Origin of the sequence: Streptomyces sp. NPDC002057 (genome assembly GCF_040296665.1) — a bacterium.
GTDB lineage: Bacteria > Actinomycetota > Actinomycetes > Streptomycetales > Streptomycetaceae > Streptomyces.
The window spans coordinates 1-14,457 of record NZ_JBEOXR010000039.1 but is presented as its reverse complement, the minus strand read 5'-3'; the positions used below and the strand labels follow the sequence as shown (position 1 = coordinate 14,457).

The 14,457-nt window shown below is 70.5% G+C and carries 13 protein-coding genes; 6 read left to right on the top strand and 7 right to left on the bottom strand.

What is annotated here, in order from left to right:
* Positions 1 to 58 precede the first annotated feature (58 nt).
* The 6 genes from ABT129_RS26125 (at position 59) to ABT129_RS26100 (ending at position 6,176) form a co-directional block, all read left to right on the top strand.
* On the top strand, positions 59 to 880 hold the full coding sequence (locus tag ABT129_RS26125; protein WP_351906263.1) for an ABC transporter ATP-binding protein: 822 nt from the start codon (positions 59 to 61) through the stop codon (positions 878 to 880).
* On the top strand, positions 877 to 1,782 hold the full coding sequence (locus ABT129_RS26120; RefSeq protein ID WP_351906261.1) for an ABC transporter ATP-binding protein: 906 nt from the start codon (positions 877 to 879) through the stop codon (positions 1,780 to 1,782). The genes ABT129_RS26125 and ABT129_RS26120 overlap by 4 nt, the downstream gene beginning before the upstream one ends.
* Entirely contained in the window at positions 1,779 to 2,669 is an 891-nt protein-coding gene (locus tag ABT129_RS26115; RefSeq protein ID WP_351906259.1) for a branched-chain amino acid ABC transporter permease, read from the top strand. Before ABT129_RS26120 ends, ABT129_RS26115 begins: the two co-directional genes overlap by 4 nt.
* Positions 2,662 to 3,834 (top strand): branched-chain amino acid ABC transporter permease, encoded by a 1,173-nt coding sequence (locus ABT129_RS26110; protein WP_502981910.1) that lies wholly within the window; start codon positions 2,662 to 2,664, stop codon positions 3,832 to 3,834. The genes ABT129_RS26115 and ABT129_RS26110 overlap by 8 nt, the downstream gene beginning before the upstream one ends.
* On the top strand, positions 3,831 to 5,096 hold the full coding sequence (locus ABT129_RS26105) for an ABC transporter substrate-binding protein (protein ID WP_351906256.1): 1,266 nt from the start codon (positions 3,831 to 3,833) through the stop codon (positions 5,094 to 5,096). Before ABT129_RS26110 ends, ABT129_RS26105 begins: the two co-directional genes overlap by 4 nt.
* A 66-nt stretch (positions 5,097 to 5,162) precedes the next feature.
* Positions 5,163 to 6,176 carry a GNAT family N-acetyltransferase gene (locus ABT129_RS26100; RefSeq protein WP_351906253.1) on the top strand — a complete coding sequence of 338 codons (1,014 nt, stop codon included), beginning with the start codon at positions 5,163 to 5,165 and terminating at the stop codon, positions 6,174 to 6,176.
* 64 nt (positions 6,177 to 6,240) lie between these two features.
* Here ABT129_RS26100 and pssA read toward each other — a convergent pair whose 3' ends face one another.
* The 7 genes from pssA to ccrA all read right to left on the bottom strand — a co-directional run bounded on the left by pssA (position 6,241) and on the right by ccrA (position 13,998).
* Positions 6,241 to 7,107: a CDP-diacylglycerol--serine O-phosphatidyltransferase gene (gene pssA / locus ABT129_RS26095; RefSeq protein WP_351906440.1), complete on the bottom strand. Its 867-nt coding sequence runs from the start codon at positions 7,105 to 7,107 to the stop codon at positions 6,241 to 6,243.
* Positions 7,100 to 7,756, bottom strand: coding sequence for a phosphatidylserine decarboxylase (locus ABT129_RS26090; protein WP_351906250.1), 657 nt, complete (start codon positions 7,754 to 7,756; stop codon positions 7,100 to 7,102). Before ABT129_RS26090 ends, pssA begins: the two co-directional genes overlap by 8 nt.
* Before the next feature lie 168 nt (positions 7,757 to 7,924).
* Positions 7,925 to 9,130 carry an acyl-CoA dehydrogenase family protein gene (locus ABT129_RS26085; protein ID WP_351906247.1) on the bottom strand — a complete coding sequence of 402 codons (1,206 nt, stop codon included), beginning with the start codon at positions 9,128 to 9,130 and terminating at the stop codon, positions 7,925 to 7,927.
* Positions 9,131 to 9,132: 2 nt separating this feature from the next.
* Positions 9,133 to 9,657, bottom strand: a complete 525-nt coding sequence (locus ABT129_RS26080; RefSeq protein WP_351906244.1) for a MaoC family dehydratase — start codon at positions 9,655 to 9,657, stop codon at positions 9,133 to 9,135.
* Positions 9,658 to 9,662: 5 nt separating this feature from the next.
* Positions 9,663 to 10,628 carry an HpcH/HpaI aldolase/citrate lyase family protein gene (locus ABT129_RS26075; protein WP_351906241.1) on the bottom strand — a complete coding sequence of 322 codons (966 nt, stop codon included), beginning with the start codon at positions 10,626 to 10,628 and terminating at the stop codon, positions 9,663 to 9,665.
* On the bottom strand, positions 10,625 to 12,646 hold the full coding sequence (locus tag ABT129_RS26070) for an ethylmalonyl-CoA mutase (RefSeq protein ID WP_351906238.1): 2,022 nt from the start codon (positions 12,644 to 12,646) through the stop codon (positions 10,625 to 10,627). The genes ABT129_RS26075 and ABT129_RS26070 overlap by 4 nt, the downstream gene beginning before the upstream one ends.
* 14 nt (positions 12,647 to 12,660) lie before the next feature.
* Positions 12,661 to 13,998, bottom strand: coding sequence for a crotonyl-CoA carboxylase/reductase (ccrA, locus tag ABT129_RS26065; protein ID WP_351906235.1), 1,338 nt, complete (start codon positions 13,996 to 13,998; stop codon positions 12,661 to 12,663).
* Positions 13,999 to 14,457 lie beyond the last annotated feature (459 nt).

Sequence of the window (14,457 nt, the reverse complement as noted above, 5' to 3'; positions counted from 1 at the left end):
GTTGTGGTGAGCGCCATCGAACGGCCGGGTAACAAGGGCGGCCGGGAAAAGGGGAACCATGGGAGGTACCGCACCCGCCCTTCAGGTGACGGACCTGACGGCGGGATACGGACCGGTACGCGCACTGCGGCAGGTGTCGCTGACCGTACCGGCGGGTGAGGTCGTCACCGTCCTGGGAGGCAACGGGGCCGGGAAGTCGACGCTGCTGCGGGCCGTCTCGCGCACCCTGCGCTTCCACGGCGGCGCCGTGGTCTCCGGGACGGTGAGCCGTGACGGCCGGCCGCTCGACGGGCTGCCGCCCGACCGGGTCGTCGCGGCCGGCGTCTCCCAGGTGCCCGAGGGCCGGCAGGTCTTCGCCCGGATGACGGTCGAGGACAACCTGCGGGCGGGCGCGCTCGGCAGGCGCGGCGGCCGGGCGGCGAAGGCCGCCGCCCTGCGCCGGGTCCACGAGCTGTTCCCGGTCCTCGCGGAGCGCGCCCGGCAGCAGGCCGGACTGCTCTCCGGCGGCGAGCAGCAGATGCTGGCCGTCGGCCGCGCCCTGATGGCCGCGCCGGGCCTGCTCCTCCTCGACGAGCCCTCCCTCGGTCTGGCCCCGCTGATGGCGGCCCGGATCGCGGACGCGGTCCGGGAGATCAACGCGCAGGGCACGGCGGTGCTCCTCGTCGAGCAGAACGCGGCGCTCGCGCTGCGGCTCGCCTCCCGCGCGTACGTCCTGGAGGTCGGCGAGGTCACCCTGTCCGGTCCGGCCGCCGAACTCGCCGCCTCCGACGAGGTGCGCCGCCGCTATCTGGGCGTGGTCGACGAGGACGCCGCCGCCGACGCGGCCCGCGCCCGCGCCACGCACCCGGTCCTGCCCCGCTGGGAGGAATCCCCCCGATGACACCGCCCCCGCCCCCCGGCGCCGAGCCGGAGAAGTCCGCTCCCGAGCCGGAGAAGTCCGCTCCCGAGCCGGAGAAGTCCGCTCCCGGACCGGAGCAGCACACCCCCGCCCCCGACACCCCCGCCCCCGACATCCCCGCCCTCGAAGTCCGTGACCTCACCGTCCGGTTCGCCGGGCTCACCGCCCTCGACGGCGTCGGCTTCACCGTCCGGCCCGGCACCGTGCACGCCCTCATCGGACCCAACGGCGCCGGGAAGTCCACCTGCTTCAACGTGCTCTCCGGCGTCTACAGGGCCACCGAGGGCTCCGTCCGCCTCGGCCCGCACGAGCTGACCGCCCTGCCCCCGCACCGGATCGCTGACCTCGGCGTCGGCCGGATCTTCCAGAACCTGGCCCTGCCGCCCCGCGCCACCGTCGAGGACAGCCTGATGCTCGGCCGCCACCGGCTGACCCGCACCGGCTTCGTCGCCGCCGGGCTGCGGCTCCCCTCCGCCGCGCGCGAGGAGGCGCGCCACCGCGCCAGGGTCCGGGAGATCGCCGCCTTCGTCGGCCTGGAGCCGTACCTCTCGCGGCCGGCGGGCTCCCTCCCGTACGGACAGCAGAAGCTCGCCGAACTGGCCCGCGCGCTCTGCATGGAGCCCAGGCTCCTGCTGCTCGACGAGCCCGTCGCCGGCATGACCGCCGACGAGCGGCGCCGCACCGCCTCGGTCATCGCGGGGGTCCGCGACAGCCTCGGCATCTCGGTCCTCCTCGTCGAGCACGACATGGGCCTGGTGATGCGGCTCGCCGACTCCGTCACCGTCCTCGACTTCGGCCGCCGGATCGCCGACGGGACCCCCGCCGACGTCCAGAACGACCCGGCGGTCGTCCGCGCCTACCTCGGAGAGGAGTCCGCCGCGTGAGCACGTTCGCCGAGTTCCTGATCAACGGCATCTCACTGGGCTCGATCTACGCCCTCATCGCCCTCGGCTTCGTGGTCATCTTCCGCGCCACCGAGGTCGTCAACTTCGCCCACGCCTCCCTCCTCCTGGCCGGCGGCTACGTGACCGCCGTGCTCCACGACGAGATCGGCTTCTGGCCCGCCCTCCTCGCCGGCATCGCCGGCGCGGCGCTGGTCGGCGCGGCCGTCGAGTTCTTCGTGATGCGCCGGCACCGGGGCGCCGACCACAGCGTCCTCGCCATCGTCACCATCGGCGTCGACATCCTGCTCGCCACGGAGCTGACCCGCCGGATCGGCACCGACATCCTCGCCCTGGGCGACCCGTGGGGCGACGCCGTCGTCACCGTCGGACCGGTCACCATCGCGGAGACCCGGATCGCCGCCCTGCTCGCGGCGGCCCTCCTCATCACCGCCTTCCTGCTCGCCTTCCGGTACACCTCCTGGGGCGTCGCCATGCGGGCCGCCGCCGAGAACCAGGAGACCGCCGCCCTCATGGGCATCCGGCTCGGCCGGGTCTCGCTCGGCGCCTGGGCCGTCGCCGGCGGTCTCGCCGCCGTCGCCGCGCTCTTCCTGACGGTCTTCCCGACCCCGGGCCTGGAGCGGGCCACCTCGCTCGCCGCGCTGAAGGCCTTCCCCGCCGCCATTCTCGGCGGTCTCGACTCCACCACGGGCGCCCTCGTCGGCGGCCTCCTCGTCGGCGTCACCGAGTCCCTCGCCACCGGCTACCAGGGCGACCTGGCGTTCCTCGGCCGGGGGATCGGCGACCTGGCCCCCTACCTCGTCATGGTGGCGGTGCTCCTGATCCGCCCGGCGGGACTCTTCGGTACGAAGGAGCTGGCGCGTGTCTGAGACCCTCGCCCGGAGCGGCCTGCGGGTCCGCACCCCGGCGCTGTACGGGTGGGCCGCCGCCGGCCTCGTCCTCCTCGTCCTCCCCTTCTACCTGGACCGCTTCTGGCTCCAGGCGGGCCTCTTCGCGATGGCCGCCGCCCTCGGCGCGATCGGGATCAACCTGCTCACCGGCGCCACCGGCCAGCTCTCCATGGGGCACGCCTTCTTCCTCGCCGTCGGCGCCTACGGCTACTGCGCCTTCGCCGGTGACGGCACCGACGGACTCGCCGGGCTCGGCCTTCCCGGCTGGCTCGCCGCCGTCCTCGCGGTGGCGCTCTCGGGCCTGGCGGGCGGGGTGTTCAGCCCCATCGCGGGCCGGCTGCGCGGCGCGTACCTCGGGATCGCCACCCTCGCGCTGATCTTCATCGGCCAGCACGTGCTGTTCAACGCCCACGACCTCACCGGCGGCTACAACGGCCGCGCGGTCCCCCCGCTCTCCCTCTTCGGCCTCACCTTCGACGACAGCGAACTCCTCGTCGCCCAGGTGCCGTTCGGCGCGGTGGAGAAGCTCTGGTACCTCGGTCTCGTGCTCCTCCTCGGCGGGGTGGTCTTCGCCCGCGGAGTTCTCCGGGGCCGCCCCGGGCGGGCGATGAACGCCATCCGCGACCACCGGATCGCCGCCGGGGTGATGGGCATCCCGGTGGCCCGCTACCGCGCCGCCGTCTTCGTCCTCTCCTCCATGTACGCGGGCCTCGCGGGCGTCCTGCTCGCCCTGGTCTTCCAGCGCACGGTGCCGGAGTACTTCGGCATGGCGCTCTCCCTCGAATACCTGGCCATGATCGTCATCGGCGGTCTCGGCTCGGTCGCGGGCGCGGTGGCCGGAGGCGTCTTCGTCTCCCTACTGCCGCAGCTCCTCAACCGCTACAGCGACGCCCTCCCGCTGGTCTCCGCCCCGGGCACGGGCGGGATCGCGCCGGGGGAGGCCTCGCGCTACCTGTACGGCGCCGCCGTCGTCGCGGTGGTGCTGTTCCTGCCCGGAGGCCTGGCCCGCCTGGCGGCCCGGAGGCCCGGCGGACCGGGAGCCCCCGGCGGGCCGGGAGACCCCGCGGAACCCGAGAACCCCCCACCCCACCCCACCCCGTCCCACGCACCCTCGAACACCGAACCCTCAGGGGAGGCACGATGATCCACAGACGACAGGCCGTGCGGGGCCTGGCCGCCGCGCTCGCCGCACTGGTCGCCCTCACCGCCGCCGGATGCAGCTCCAAGGCCAAGACCGACGACGCCAAGCCGACCGGCGCGGGCGGGGTGAAGACCGGCGAGGGAGTCACCGACAAGACGATCTCGCTCGGCGCGCTCACCGACATGACCGGGGTGTACGCCACCCTCGGCAAGAGCGTCACCCAGGCCCAGCAGCTGTACGTGAAGCAGGTCAACGCCGCCGGCGGGATCTGCGGCCGGCAGCTGGAGCTGACCGTCCGCGACCACGGCTACGACCCGCAGAAGGCGCTCGCCGCCTACACCGAGCTGGAGCCGAAGGTCGTCGGCTACGCCCAGTTCATCGGCTCGCCCTTCGTCGCCGCCGTCAAGCCCCGGGTCGACACCACGGACAAGGGCCTCGTCCTCCCGCAGGCCTGGTCCGCCTCGCTGCTCGGCTCCCCGTACATCCGCGTCCTGGGTGCCACGTACGACGTCGAGACGATCAACGCCGTCGACTTCCTGCTCAAGGAGAAGGGGCTGAAGTCGGGCGACAAGCTCGGCCACGTCTACTTCGAGGGCGACTACGGCGAGAACGCGCTCAAGGGCTCGAAGCACGCGGCCGAGAAGGCGGGCCTCACCGTCGTCGAGCAGAAGATCAAGCCCACCGACAACGACATGTCGGCACAGGTCGCGGCGCTCAAGCAGGCCGGGGTCAAGGCCATCGTCATCAGCGCCGGCCCCCGCCAGGCCGCCTCCCTCGTCGGAGTCGCCGCCGCCACCGGCCTGAAGGTCCCCGTCGTCGGCAACAACTCCGCCTTCGCTCCGCAGCTGCTCGGCACCCAGGCCGGCCCCGCCCTGGAGAAGATGTACTGGTTCGCCTCCCCGAGCCTCCCCATCGGCGCGGACACCCCGACCGCGAAGAAGCTCGTCGCCGACTACCGGGCCGCCTACCCGGGCGACTCCCTCGACAACGGCATCGTCGCCGGCTGGACCGCGGCCGGCGTCTTCGGCGAGGCCCTGAAGAAGGCCTGCGAGAACAAGGACCTCACCCGCGACGGCGTCGGCAAGGCGCTCCTGACGCTGACGTCCTACGACGCCGGGTTCGGGATGAGCCACAACCTCGGCGACCCCAAGGCCCCGTCGTCCCGGGAGTCCGTCATCATCCAGCCGGACAAGAAGGTCCCCGGCGGCATGCGCACCGTCCGGCAGCCCTTCGTCGCGGACGCCGCGAAGGCCTATACCCCCTGACCGACCCGCTCGACCCCATGGGCCGGGTTTCACACGCGCGAAACAACGCGGTGTGAAGCTCGGCCCATGAACGTGCTGATCGAGGAGAACCGTTCCCACCCGCGCCTCTCCGACCTGCTGGCCGCCTACCACCTGGTCAACCAGGCCGAGAAGGGCACGCCCGTGACGGCGGTCGCCGAGCTTCCGGCCGTATACCGCGGTGAGGCCGAGGACCCGGCCGCCGCCTTCACCGCCGACACGGTCCTGCTCGCCACCCGGCCCGGCGACGACGTGCCCGTCGGCTGTGTCGTCCTCAAGGCCCCCCACGAGGGCCGCGCACCCGAGATCAAGCGGCTCTGGGTCGCTCCCGAGGCGCGCCGCGAGGGGATCGCGAAGGCGCTCATGGCCGAGGCCCTGCGCCGCGCGGAGGCCTCCGGCGCCCCGGCGGCGCGCCTCACCGTCTGGGACCGGCGGCAGGAACCGCTGGCCCTCTACCGGAGCCTCGGCTTCGAGACCGTCGCCTCCTGGGACGAGCGGCCCGGCCTCCTCTGCCTGGAGAAGCCCCTCGGGCGGCCCGCCGACCGCGTCGAGCGGCTCACCCCCGACGAGGTACGCGCCCACGCCCCCGCCGGTCTCGCCGCGCTCCTCGTCGACGCCGTGGACGGCGGGGCCTCCGTCGGCTTCCTGGCCCCCCTGGAGACCACCCGGGCGGCCGCCTGGTGGTCCCGCGTCGCCGAGGAGACCGCGGAGGGCGTACGGGACGTCTGGGCGGCCCACGGCCCGGACGGGGGCCTGACCGGCGTCGTCACCCTCGTCCGCGCCGGTGCGGCCAACGGCCGGCACCGCGGCGAGATCGCCCGCCTCCTGGTGCACCGCTCCGCCCGCGGCCGGGGCCTCGGGTACCGGCTGCTCGCCACGGCCGAGGCCCACGCCGCCGCCACGGGCCTCACCCTGCTCGTCCTGGACACGCAGACGGACAGCCCGGCCGAACGCCTCTACCGGGGCGCGGGCTGGACGGCCGCCGGGACGATCCCGGACTTCGCCGCCGACCCGGCCGGCGTCCCGCGTCCCACGACGCTCTACTACAAGCGCCTCGGCTAGCCCCGGGCACGCGGAAGGGCCCCGGAGGCGATGTGCCTCCGGGGCCCTTCTCGTCCTGGGTGCGCTACGGCAGCTGGGCCGCCCGGGCCTCCCGGCTCTCACGCCGGTTGCCGCGGAAGGTGTTCACCCGACGGGCCGTCGCGAAGAGGGGGATCACGGCGCCCATCACGACCTGCAGCGCGCAGCCGGCCTGGAGCAGGAACTCCCCGCCCGGGGCGTCGAACGCCCAGGCCGCGAGCATGCCCATCGCTCCGACGATCCAGCTGAGCATCGCCACCGCGAGGATGCCCCGCGGCTTGGGGTACTCGACCCGGCTCACCATCAGCCAGGCGACGCCGATGATCGCGAGCAGCGTCGGGATGAACGGCAGCTCCAGCAGCACGATGGAGACCACCGTCAGCGCGCCGAAGGGGCTCGGCATGCCCTGGAACATGCCGTCCTTCATCGTCACGCAGGAGAATCTCGCGAGCCGCAGCACCACCGCGAGGAGCACCACGATCGCGGCGACCGCCGAGACCTTCTGCTGCGCGTCGTCCGCGACCATCCCGTACACGAGCACGAAGTAGGCCGGGGCCAGACCGAAGCTGATGAGGTCCGACAGGTTGTCGAGCTCGGCGCCCATCGGGGACGAGCGGAGCTTGCGCGCCACGATGCCGTCGAAGAGGTCGAAGATCGCCGCGCACAGCATCAGGATCACGGCGGTGGCGGCGCTGTTGCGTGCCATGCCGGTCTCGCCGCTGCCCGTGAGGTGCGGGATGAGGATGCCGGTGGTGGTGAAGTACACCGCCATGAATCCACACGTGGCGTTACCGAGCGTGAGGGCGTCCGCTATGGACAGCCTCAGCGACAGCGGCATCTCCTCGGCCTCGTCGGCCGCGTCCGCATCGGTGCCGGCGACCCAGTCGGAGGCCCGTGTGTCGGGATCAATCACGGTCAATGCGAGTCACCCCCGCTGTGGTGGCCTGGCCGACCTCGACGGCGACCTCGACACCCTCGGGGAGGTAGATGTCGACGCGCGAGCCGAAGCGGATGAGACCGATGCGGTCACCCTGCTCGACCTTGGTCCCCTGCGGGATGTACGGCACGATGCGCCGGGCGACGGCTCCCGCGATCTGCACCATCTCGATGTCGCCGAGCTCGGTGTCGAAGTGCCAGACAACGCGCTCGTTGTTCTCGCTCTCCTTGTTGAACGCCGGGACGAACCCGCCGGGAACGTGCTCCACGGACGTCACGGTGCCGGCCAGCGGCGCGCGGTTGACGTGGACGTTCAGCGGGCTCATGAAGATGGCGACCCGGGTGCGTCCGTCCTTCCACGGCATGATGCTCTGCACCACACCGTCGGCGGGGGAGATGACCCGGCCCTGAGCGATCTCGCGCTCGGGGTCGCGGAAGAACCACAGCATGCCGGCCGCGAGCGCGGTGGTCGGCACGGCGATGGCCGCGGCCCGCCTCGACTTGCGCGCGCGCACGAGACTGAGCGCCGCGGTGGCGACGGTCGGCAGGAGCCACGGCGATGCTCCGCGCGCGAGGCGTACGCCGGAGAGGCTGTCGCGGTGTGCAGAGGTTTGGCTGTGGGGCATGGATGACCTTCGTAGCGGATGATGCCGCACTGGCAACGGGGACGGCGGCTTTCCCTCGATGCTATCGGTTGAGGGGCGCAACTGGGTAAGCCAGGAACCGAGTCGACGGCCGGAAGACGAACACGGGGTGTGATCTTCTTCGCGGCCGAACCGACTCAAAGCCGACAATCAACCCTGGAACCGGTACTCCTCGAGCAGTCGACGGCCGATGATCATTTTCTGGATCTCGGCGGTACCTTCACCGATGAGCAGCATCGGCGCCTCCCGGTAGAGGCGCTCGATCTCGTACTCCTTCGAGAACCCGTAGCCGCCGTGAATGCGGAAGGCATCCTCGACGACCTCCTTGCAGTATTCGGAGGCGAGGTACTTCGCCATCCCTGCTTCGAGGTCGTTTCGTTCCCCGGAGTCCTTTTTGCGTGCTGCATTCACCATCATCGCATGGGCGGCCTCGACCTTGGTAGCCATCTCGGCCAGCTTGAACTGGATCGCCTGGTGCTGGGCGATCGCCTTGCCGAAAGTGTGACGTTGCTGGGCATACGAGACACCGAGCTCAAATGCACGCTGAGCGACACCGCAACCACGGGCCGCCACGTTCACGCGGCCGACCTCGACGCCGTCCATCATTTGGTAAAACCCTCGGCCGGTCTCCCCGCCGAGGACCCGATTGGCCGGAATGCGCAGTCCGTCCATGATGAGTTCGGTGGTGTCGACCCCCTTGTAACCCATCTTGTCGATCTTCCCGGGGATGGTGAGGCCGGGGCGGACCTCTCCGAAGCCCGCCTCCTTCTCCACGAGGAAGGTCGTCATCGACTTGTGGGGGGCGGTGCCCTCCGGGTGTCCTTCGTCACTTCGGACGAGAACGGCCACCAGCGTTGACGTGCCGCCGTTCGTCAGCCACATCTTCTGGCCGTTGAGGACGTACTCGTCGCCGTCCCGGACGGCCTTCGAGGTGATCGCCGACACGTCCGAGCCGAGGCCCGGCTCCGACATCGAGAACGCGCCACGCGTCTCGCCGGCCGCCATCCGCGGAAGGAAGTGGTCCTTCTGCTCCTGGGTGCCGTGCTGCTTCAGCATGTACGCCACGATGAAGTGCGTGTTGATGATGCCGGAGACCGACATCCAGCCACGGGCGATCTCCTCCACGCACAGCGCGTAGGTGAGCAGCGACTCGCCCAGGCCCCCGTACTCCTCGGGGATCATCAGACCGAAGAGGCCGAGCTCCTTGAGCCCGTCGACGATCTGCTGGGGGTACTCGTCGCGGTGCTCCAGCTCGGTGGCGACCGGGATGATCTCCTTGTCGACGAACTCCCGGACGGTCTTGAGGATCTCCTGCTGGACGTCCGTGAGCCCGGCGGTCTGGGCGAGTCGGGCCATGGCTACTTCTCCGTCTTCTTGGCGGGCTCGATGAGCACCGGGCGGCCGGGCTGCTCGCCGCCGCGCTCCTTGATGTACGTCTCGGTGGGGACCATCACCTTGCGGCGGAAGACGCACACGAGGGTGCCGTCCTGCTTGTAGCCCTTGGTCTCGACGTAGACGATGCCGCGGTCGTTCTTCGACTTCGACGGGGTCTTGTCGAGGACCGTGGTCTCGCCGTAGATCGTGTCGCCGTGGAAGGTCGGCGCCACGTGCCGCAGCGACTCGATCTCCAGGTTGGCGATGGCCTTGCCGGAGACGTCCGGCACGGACATGCCGAGCAGCAGCGAGTAGATGTAGTTGCCCACGACGACGTTCTTGCCGAAGTCCGTCGTGTTCTCGGCGTAGTTCACATCCATGTGCAGCGGATGGTGGTTCATCGTCAGCAGGCAGAAGAGGTGGTCGTCGTACTCGGTGACCGTCTTCCCGGGCCAGTGCTTGTAGACGGCACCGATCTCGAACTCTTCGTAGGTACGGCCGAACTGCATCGCTCTCAGGCCTCCGGGATCTCGAACTTGCCGGTGCGCTGCATGCCGGCGGCACGGCCCTTGCCGGAGATGACCAGGGCCATCTTGCGGGAGGCCTCGTCGATCATCTCGTCGCCGAGCATCGCGGAGCCCTTCTTCCCGCCCGCCTCGGACGTGTAGTAGTCGTACGCGTCGAGGATCAGCTCGGCGTGGTCGTAGTCCTCCTGCGAGGGCGAGAAGATCTCGTTCGCGGCGGCGACCTGGTCCGGGTGCAGCACCCACTTGCCGTCGAAACCGAGGGCGGCGGCGCGCCGCGCGACGGCCTTGTAGCCGTCCTGGTTGCGGATCTGCAGGTAGGGGCCGTCGATCGCCTGGAGGTTGTTGGCGCGCGCGGCCATCAGGATGCTCATCAGGATGTGGTGGTACGCGTCCGCCGGGTAACCGGGCGGCTGCTCGCCCACGACCAGCGACTTCATGTTGATGGAGGCCATGAAGTCGGCCGGGCCGAAGATGATCGTCTCGACGCGCTGGGAGGCCTGCGCGATCGCGTTGACGTTGGTGAGGCCCTGGGCGTTCTCGATCTGGGCCTCGATGCCGATCTTGCCGACCTCGAAGCCCATCGTCTTCTCGATCTGGGTGAGGAGCAGGTCGAGCGCGACGATCTGCTGCGCGTCCTGGACCTTCGGCAGCATGATGCAGTCGAGGTTCTGGCCGGCGCCCTCGACGACCGTGACGACGTCCCGGTACGTCCAGTGCGTCGTCCAGTCGTTGACGCGGACCACACGGGTCTTGCCGGTCCAGTCGCCCTCGTTGAGGAACTTCACGATGGTGTGCCGGGCCTCGGGCTTGGCCAGCGGGGCGCACGCGTCCTCCAGGTCCAGGAAGACCTGGTCGGCGGCGAGGCCCTGGGCCTTCTCGAGGAAGCGCGGGTTGGAGCCGGGGACCGCCAGACAGGAGCGGCGGGGGCGGAGCCGGTTCACGGGGCTGGTCATGCGGGGACCTCCGTACGTTCAAAGGGGCTGAGCTTGTTGGCTGTGCGGATCTCGTCGACGATACGGCCGATGATCTCCGTGATACCGAAGTCCTTCGGTGTGAAGACGGCGGCCACACCCGCGCGCTTCAGTTCTGCCGCGTCGGCGTTCGGGATGATCCCGCCGACGATGACCGGCACGTCGTTCGCGCCCGCCTCGCGGAGGCGGTCCAGGACGTCCGGGACCAGCTCGGCGTGCGAGCCGGAGAGGATCGACAGACCCACGCAGTGCACGTCCTCGGCGAGGGCCGCGTTCACGATCTGCTCGGGCGTCAGCCGGATGCCCTGGTAGACCACCTCGAAACCGGCGTCACGCGCGCGTACGGCGATCTGCTCGGCCCCGTTGGAGTGTCCGTCGAGCCCCGGCTTGCCGACGAGCAGCCGCAGCCGCCCGCAGCCGAGCTCCTCGGCGGTCCCCGCCACCTTCTCCCGGACGAGAGCCAGCGGCGTGCCCGCCTCGGCCGTCACCGCGACCGGGGCCGAGGACACCCCCGTCGGGGCGCGGAACTCGCCGAAGACGTCCCGCAGCGCCCAGGACCACTCCCCGGTCGTGACGCCCGCACGCGCGCACTCCAGGGTGGCGGCGAAGAGGTTGCCGTCACCGGCGGCCGTCGCCTTCAGCTTCGCCAGGGACTCCTGGGCGCGGGACTCGTCGCGGTTGTCGCGCCACTCGTGGAGGGCGGCGACCACCCGCGCCTCGTTCGCCGGGTCCACCGTCATGATCGCGGTGTCGAGGTCGGCGGTGAGGGGGTTCTCCTCGGTCGCCTGGAAGATGTTGACGCCGATGATCTTCTCGTCGCCGGCCTCGATCCGGGCGCGCCGCTCGGCGTGCGAGGAGACGAGCTGCGACTTGAGGTAGCCGGACTCGACGGCGGCCATCGCGCCGCCCATCTCCTGGATCCGGTCGATCTCGGCCAGGCACTCCTCGACGAGCGATTCGACCTTGGCCTCGATGACGTGCGAGCCGGCGAAGATGTCCTCGTACTCCAGGAGGTCGGACTCGTGCGCGAGGACCTGCTGGATGCGGAGCGACCACTGCTGGTCCCAGGGCCGCGGCAGACCGAGGGCCTCGTTCCAGGCGGGCAGCTGGACGGCACGCGCGCGGGCGTCCTTGGAGAGGGTGACGGCCAGCATCTCCAGGACGATCCGCTGGACGTTGTTCTCCGGCTGGGCCTCGGTCAGCCCGAGCGAGTTGACCTGCACGCCGTAGCGGAACCGGCGCTGCTTGTCGTTCTCGATGCCGTACCGCTCCCGGGTGACCTTGTCCCAGATGCGGCCGAAGGCGCGCATCTTGCACATCTCCTCGATGAAGCGCACACCCGCGTTCACGAAGAAGGAGATGCGGGCGACGACCTCGCCGAAGCGGTCCGCCGGGACCTGTCCGGAGTCCCGTACCGCGTCGAGCACCGCGATCGCGGTGGACATCGCGTACGAGATCTCCTGGACCGGGGTGGCCCCCGCCTCCTGCAGGTGGTAGCTGCAGATGTTGATCGGGTTCCACTTGGGGATGCTGTTCACCGTGTAGGTGATCATGTCCGTTGTGAGGCGGAGCGAGGGGCCGGGCGGGAAGACGTGCGTCCCGCGCGACAGGTACTCCTTCACGATGTCGTTCTGGGTGGTGCCCTGGAGCCGGGTGACGTCCGCACCCTGCTCCTCGGCGACCACCTGGTAGAGCGCCAGGAGCCACATCGCCGTGGCGTTGATGGTCATCGAGGTGTTCATCTGGTCCAGGGGGATGTCCTGGAACAGCCGACGCATGTCACCGAGGTGCGAGACGGGGACCCCGACCCGGCCGACCTCGCCGCGGGCGAGGATGTGGTCGGGGTCGTACCCGGTCTGCGTCGGCAGGTCGAACGCGACCGAGAGGCCGGTCTGCCCCTTGGCGAGGTTGCGCCGGTACAGCTCGTTGGACGCCTCGGCGGTCGAGTGACCGGCGTACGTCCGCATGAGCCACGGACGGTCCTTCTGGCGCTCAGTCATCTATGGTCCCGGGCTCAGATGTTGCGGAAGCGGTTGATGGCGTCGATGTGCTGGGCGCGCATCTCGGGGTTGCGCACGCCCAGGCCCTCCTGCGGCGCGAGCGCGAGGACGCCGACCTTGCCCTGGTGCAGGTTGCGGTGGACGTCGTAGGCGGCCTGGCCGGTCTCCTCCAGGGAGTACACCTTGGAGAGCGTCGGGTGGATCTTGCCCTTCGCGATCAGGCGGTTGGCCTCCCACGCCTCGCGGTAGTTGGCGAAGTGCGAGCCGATGATGCGCTTGAGCGACATCCACAGGTAGCGGTTGTCGTACTCGTGCATGTAGCCCGAGGTGGAGGCGCAGGTGGTGATGGTGCCGCCCTTGCGGGTGACGTAGACGCTCGCGCCGAAGGTCTCGCGGCCGGGGTGCTCGAAGACGATGTCGATGTCCTCGCCGCCGGTGAGCTCGCGGATGCGCTTGCCGAAGCGCTTCCACTCCTTCGGGTCCTGGGTGTGCTCGTCCTTCCAGAACTTGTAGCCCTCGGCGTTGCGGTCGATGACCGCCTCGGCGCCCATCGACCGGCAGATGTCGGCCTTCTCCGGGGAGGAGACGACACAGATCGGGTTGGCGCCGCCGGCCAGGGCGAACTGGGTGGCGTACGAGCCGAGCCCGCCGCTCGCGCCCCAGATGAGGACGTTGTCGCCCTGCTTCATGCCGGCGCCGTTGCGGGAGACCAGCTGGCGGTACGCGGTGGAGTTGACGAGGCCGGGGGAGGCCGCCTCCTCCCAGCTCAGGTGGTCGGGCTTCGGCATCAGCTGGTTCGACTTGACCAGGGCGATCTCCGCCAGGCCGCCGAAGTTGGTCTCGAAGCCCCAGATGCGCTGCTCGGGGTCGAGCATCGTGTCGTTGTGGCCGTCCGAGGACTCCAGCTCGACCGACAGGCAGTGCGCGACGACCTCGTCGCCGGGCTTCCACGAGTTCACGCCGGGGCCGGTGCGCAGGACGACGCCCGCGAGGTCGGAGCCGATGACGTGGTACGGCAGGTCGTGGCGCTTGCTGAGGTCGCTGAGCCGGCCGTAGCGCTCCAGGAAGCCGAAGGTCGAGACGGGCTCGAAGATCGACGTCCAGACCGAGTTGTAGTTGACCGAGCTGGCCATGACGGCGACCAGGGCCTCGCCCGGGCCGAGCTCGGGCAGCGGCACGTCGTCGAGGTGCAGCGACTTGCGGGGGTCCTTGTCACGGCTGGTGAGTCCGGCGAACATCTCGGCCTCGTCCTTGTGGACGGTGATGCCCCGGTACGACTCGGGGAGCGGGATGTTCGCGAAGTCGGTGGACGTGGCGTCCGACGACTGGATCGCGGCCAGGATTTCCTTCACGGGTTGCCTCCGGCGAAGAGCGTCCGAGGGGAGGACGTCTGAGGGTTACGGCGGGGAGTCTGCTGCTGTGGAGGTGTGCCGTCGGTTCGGCTCGGTGGTGCGGGTGGCGCGGCGCCTGTGGGCGCGGGGTTGCCTGTGACGCAGGCGTCCGGGCGCACGAGCCTTCGGCTTGTGGGGACAGCCGGCGCACGAGGAGATCTCTGCGCGCCGGCCGCCCGGACAACATCAACGTATGGCACGCCGTGTCACCTGACAAGGCACTGCGTGCCAACAATTTCACTCAGATGCAATCTCCTGGTCACAGATGAGCGATGATCGATCGAATCGACCCCTCGCACCGCCCTGAACTGGGAGAACGCACAGCGGGCCGCCCCCGGATCCGGGGGCGGCCCCCCGCGGGGGAGGGGGTAGGAAGAGCGGCGGGTGGGGGACGAGTGTTTTAAGCAGCGGGGAGATGTC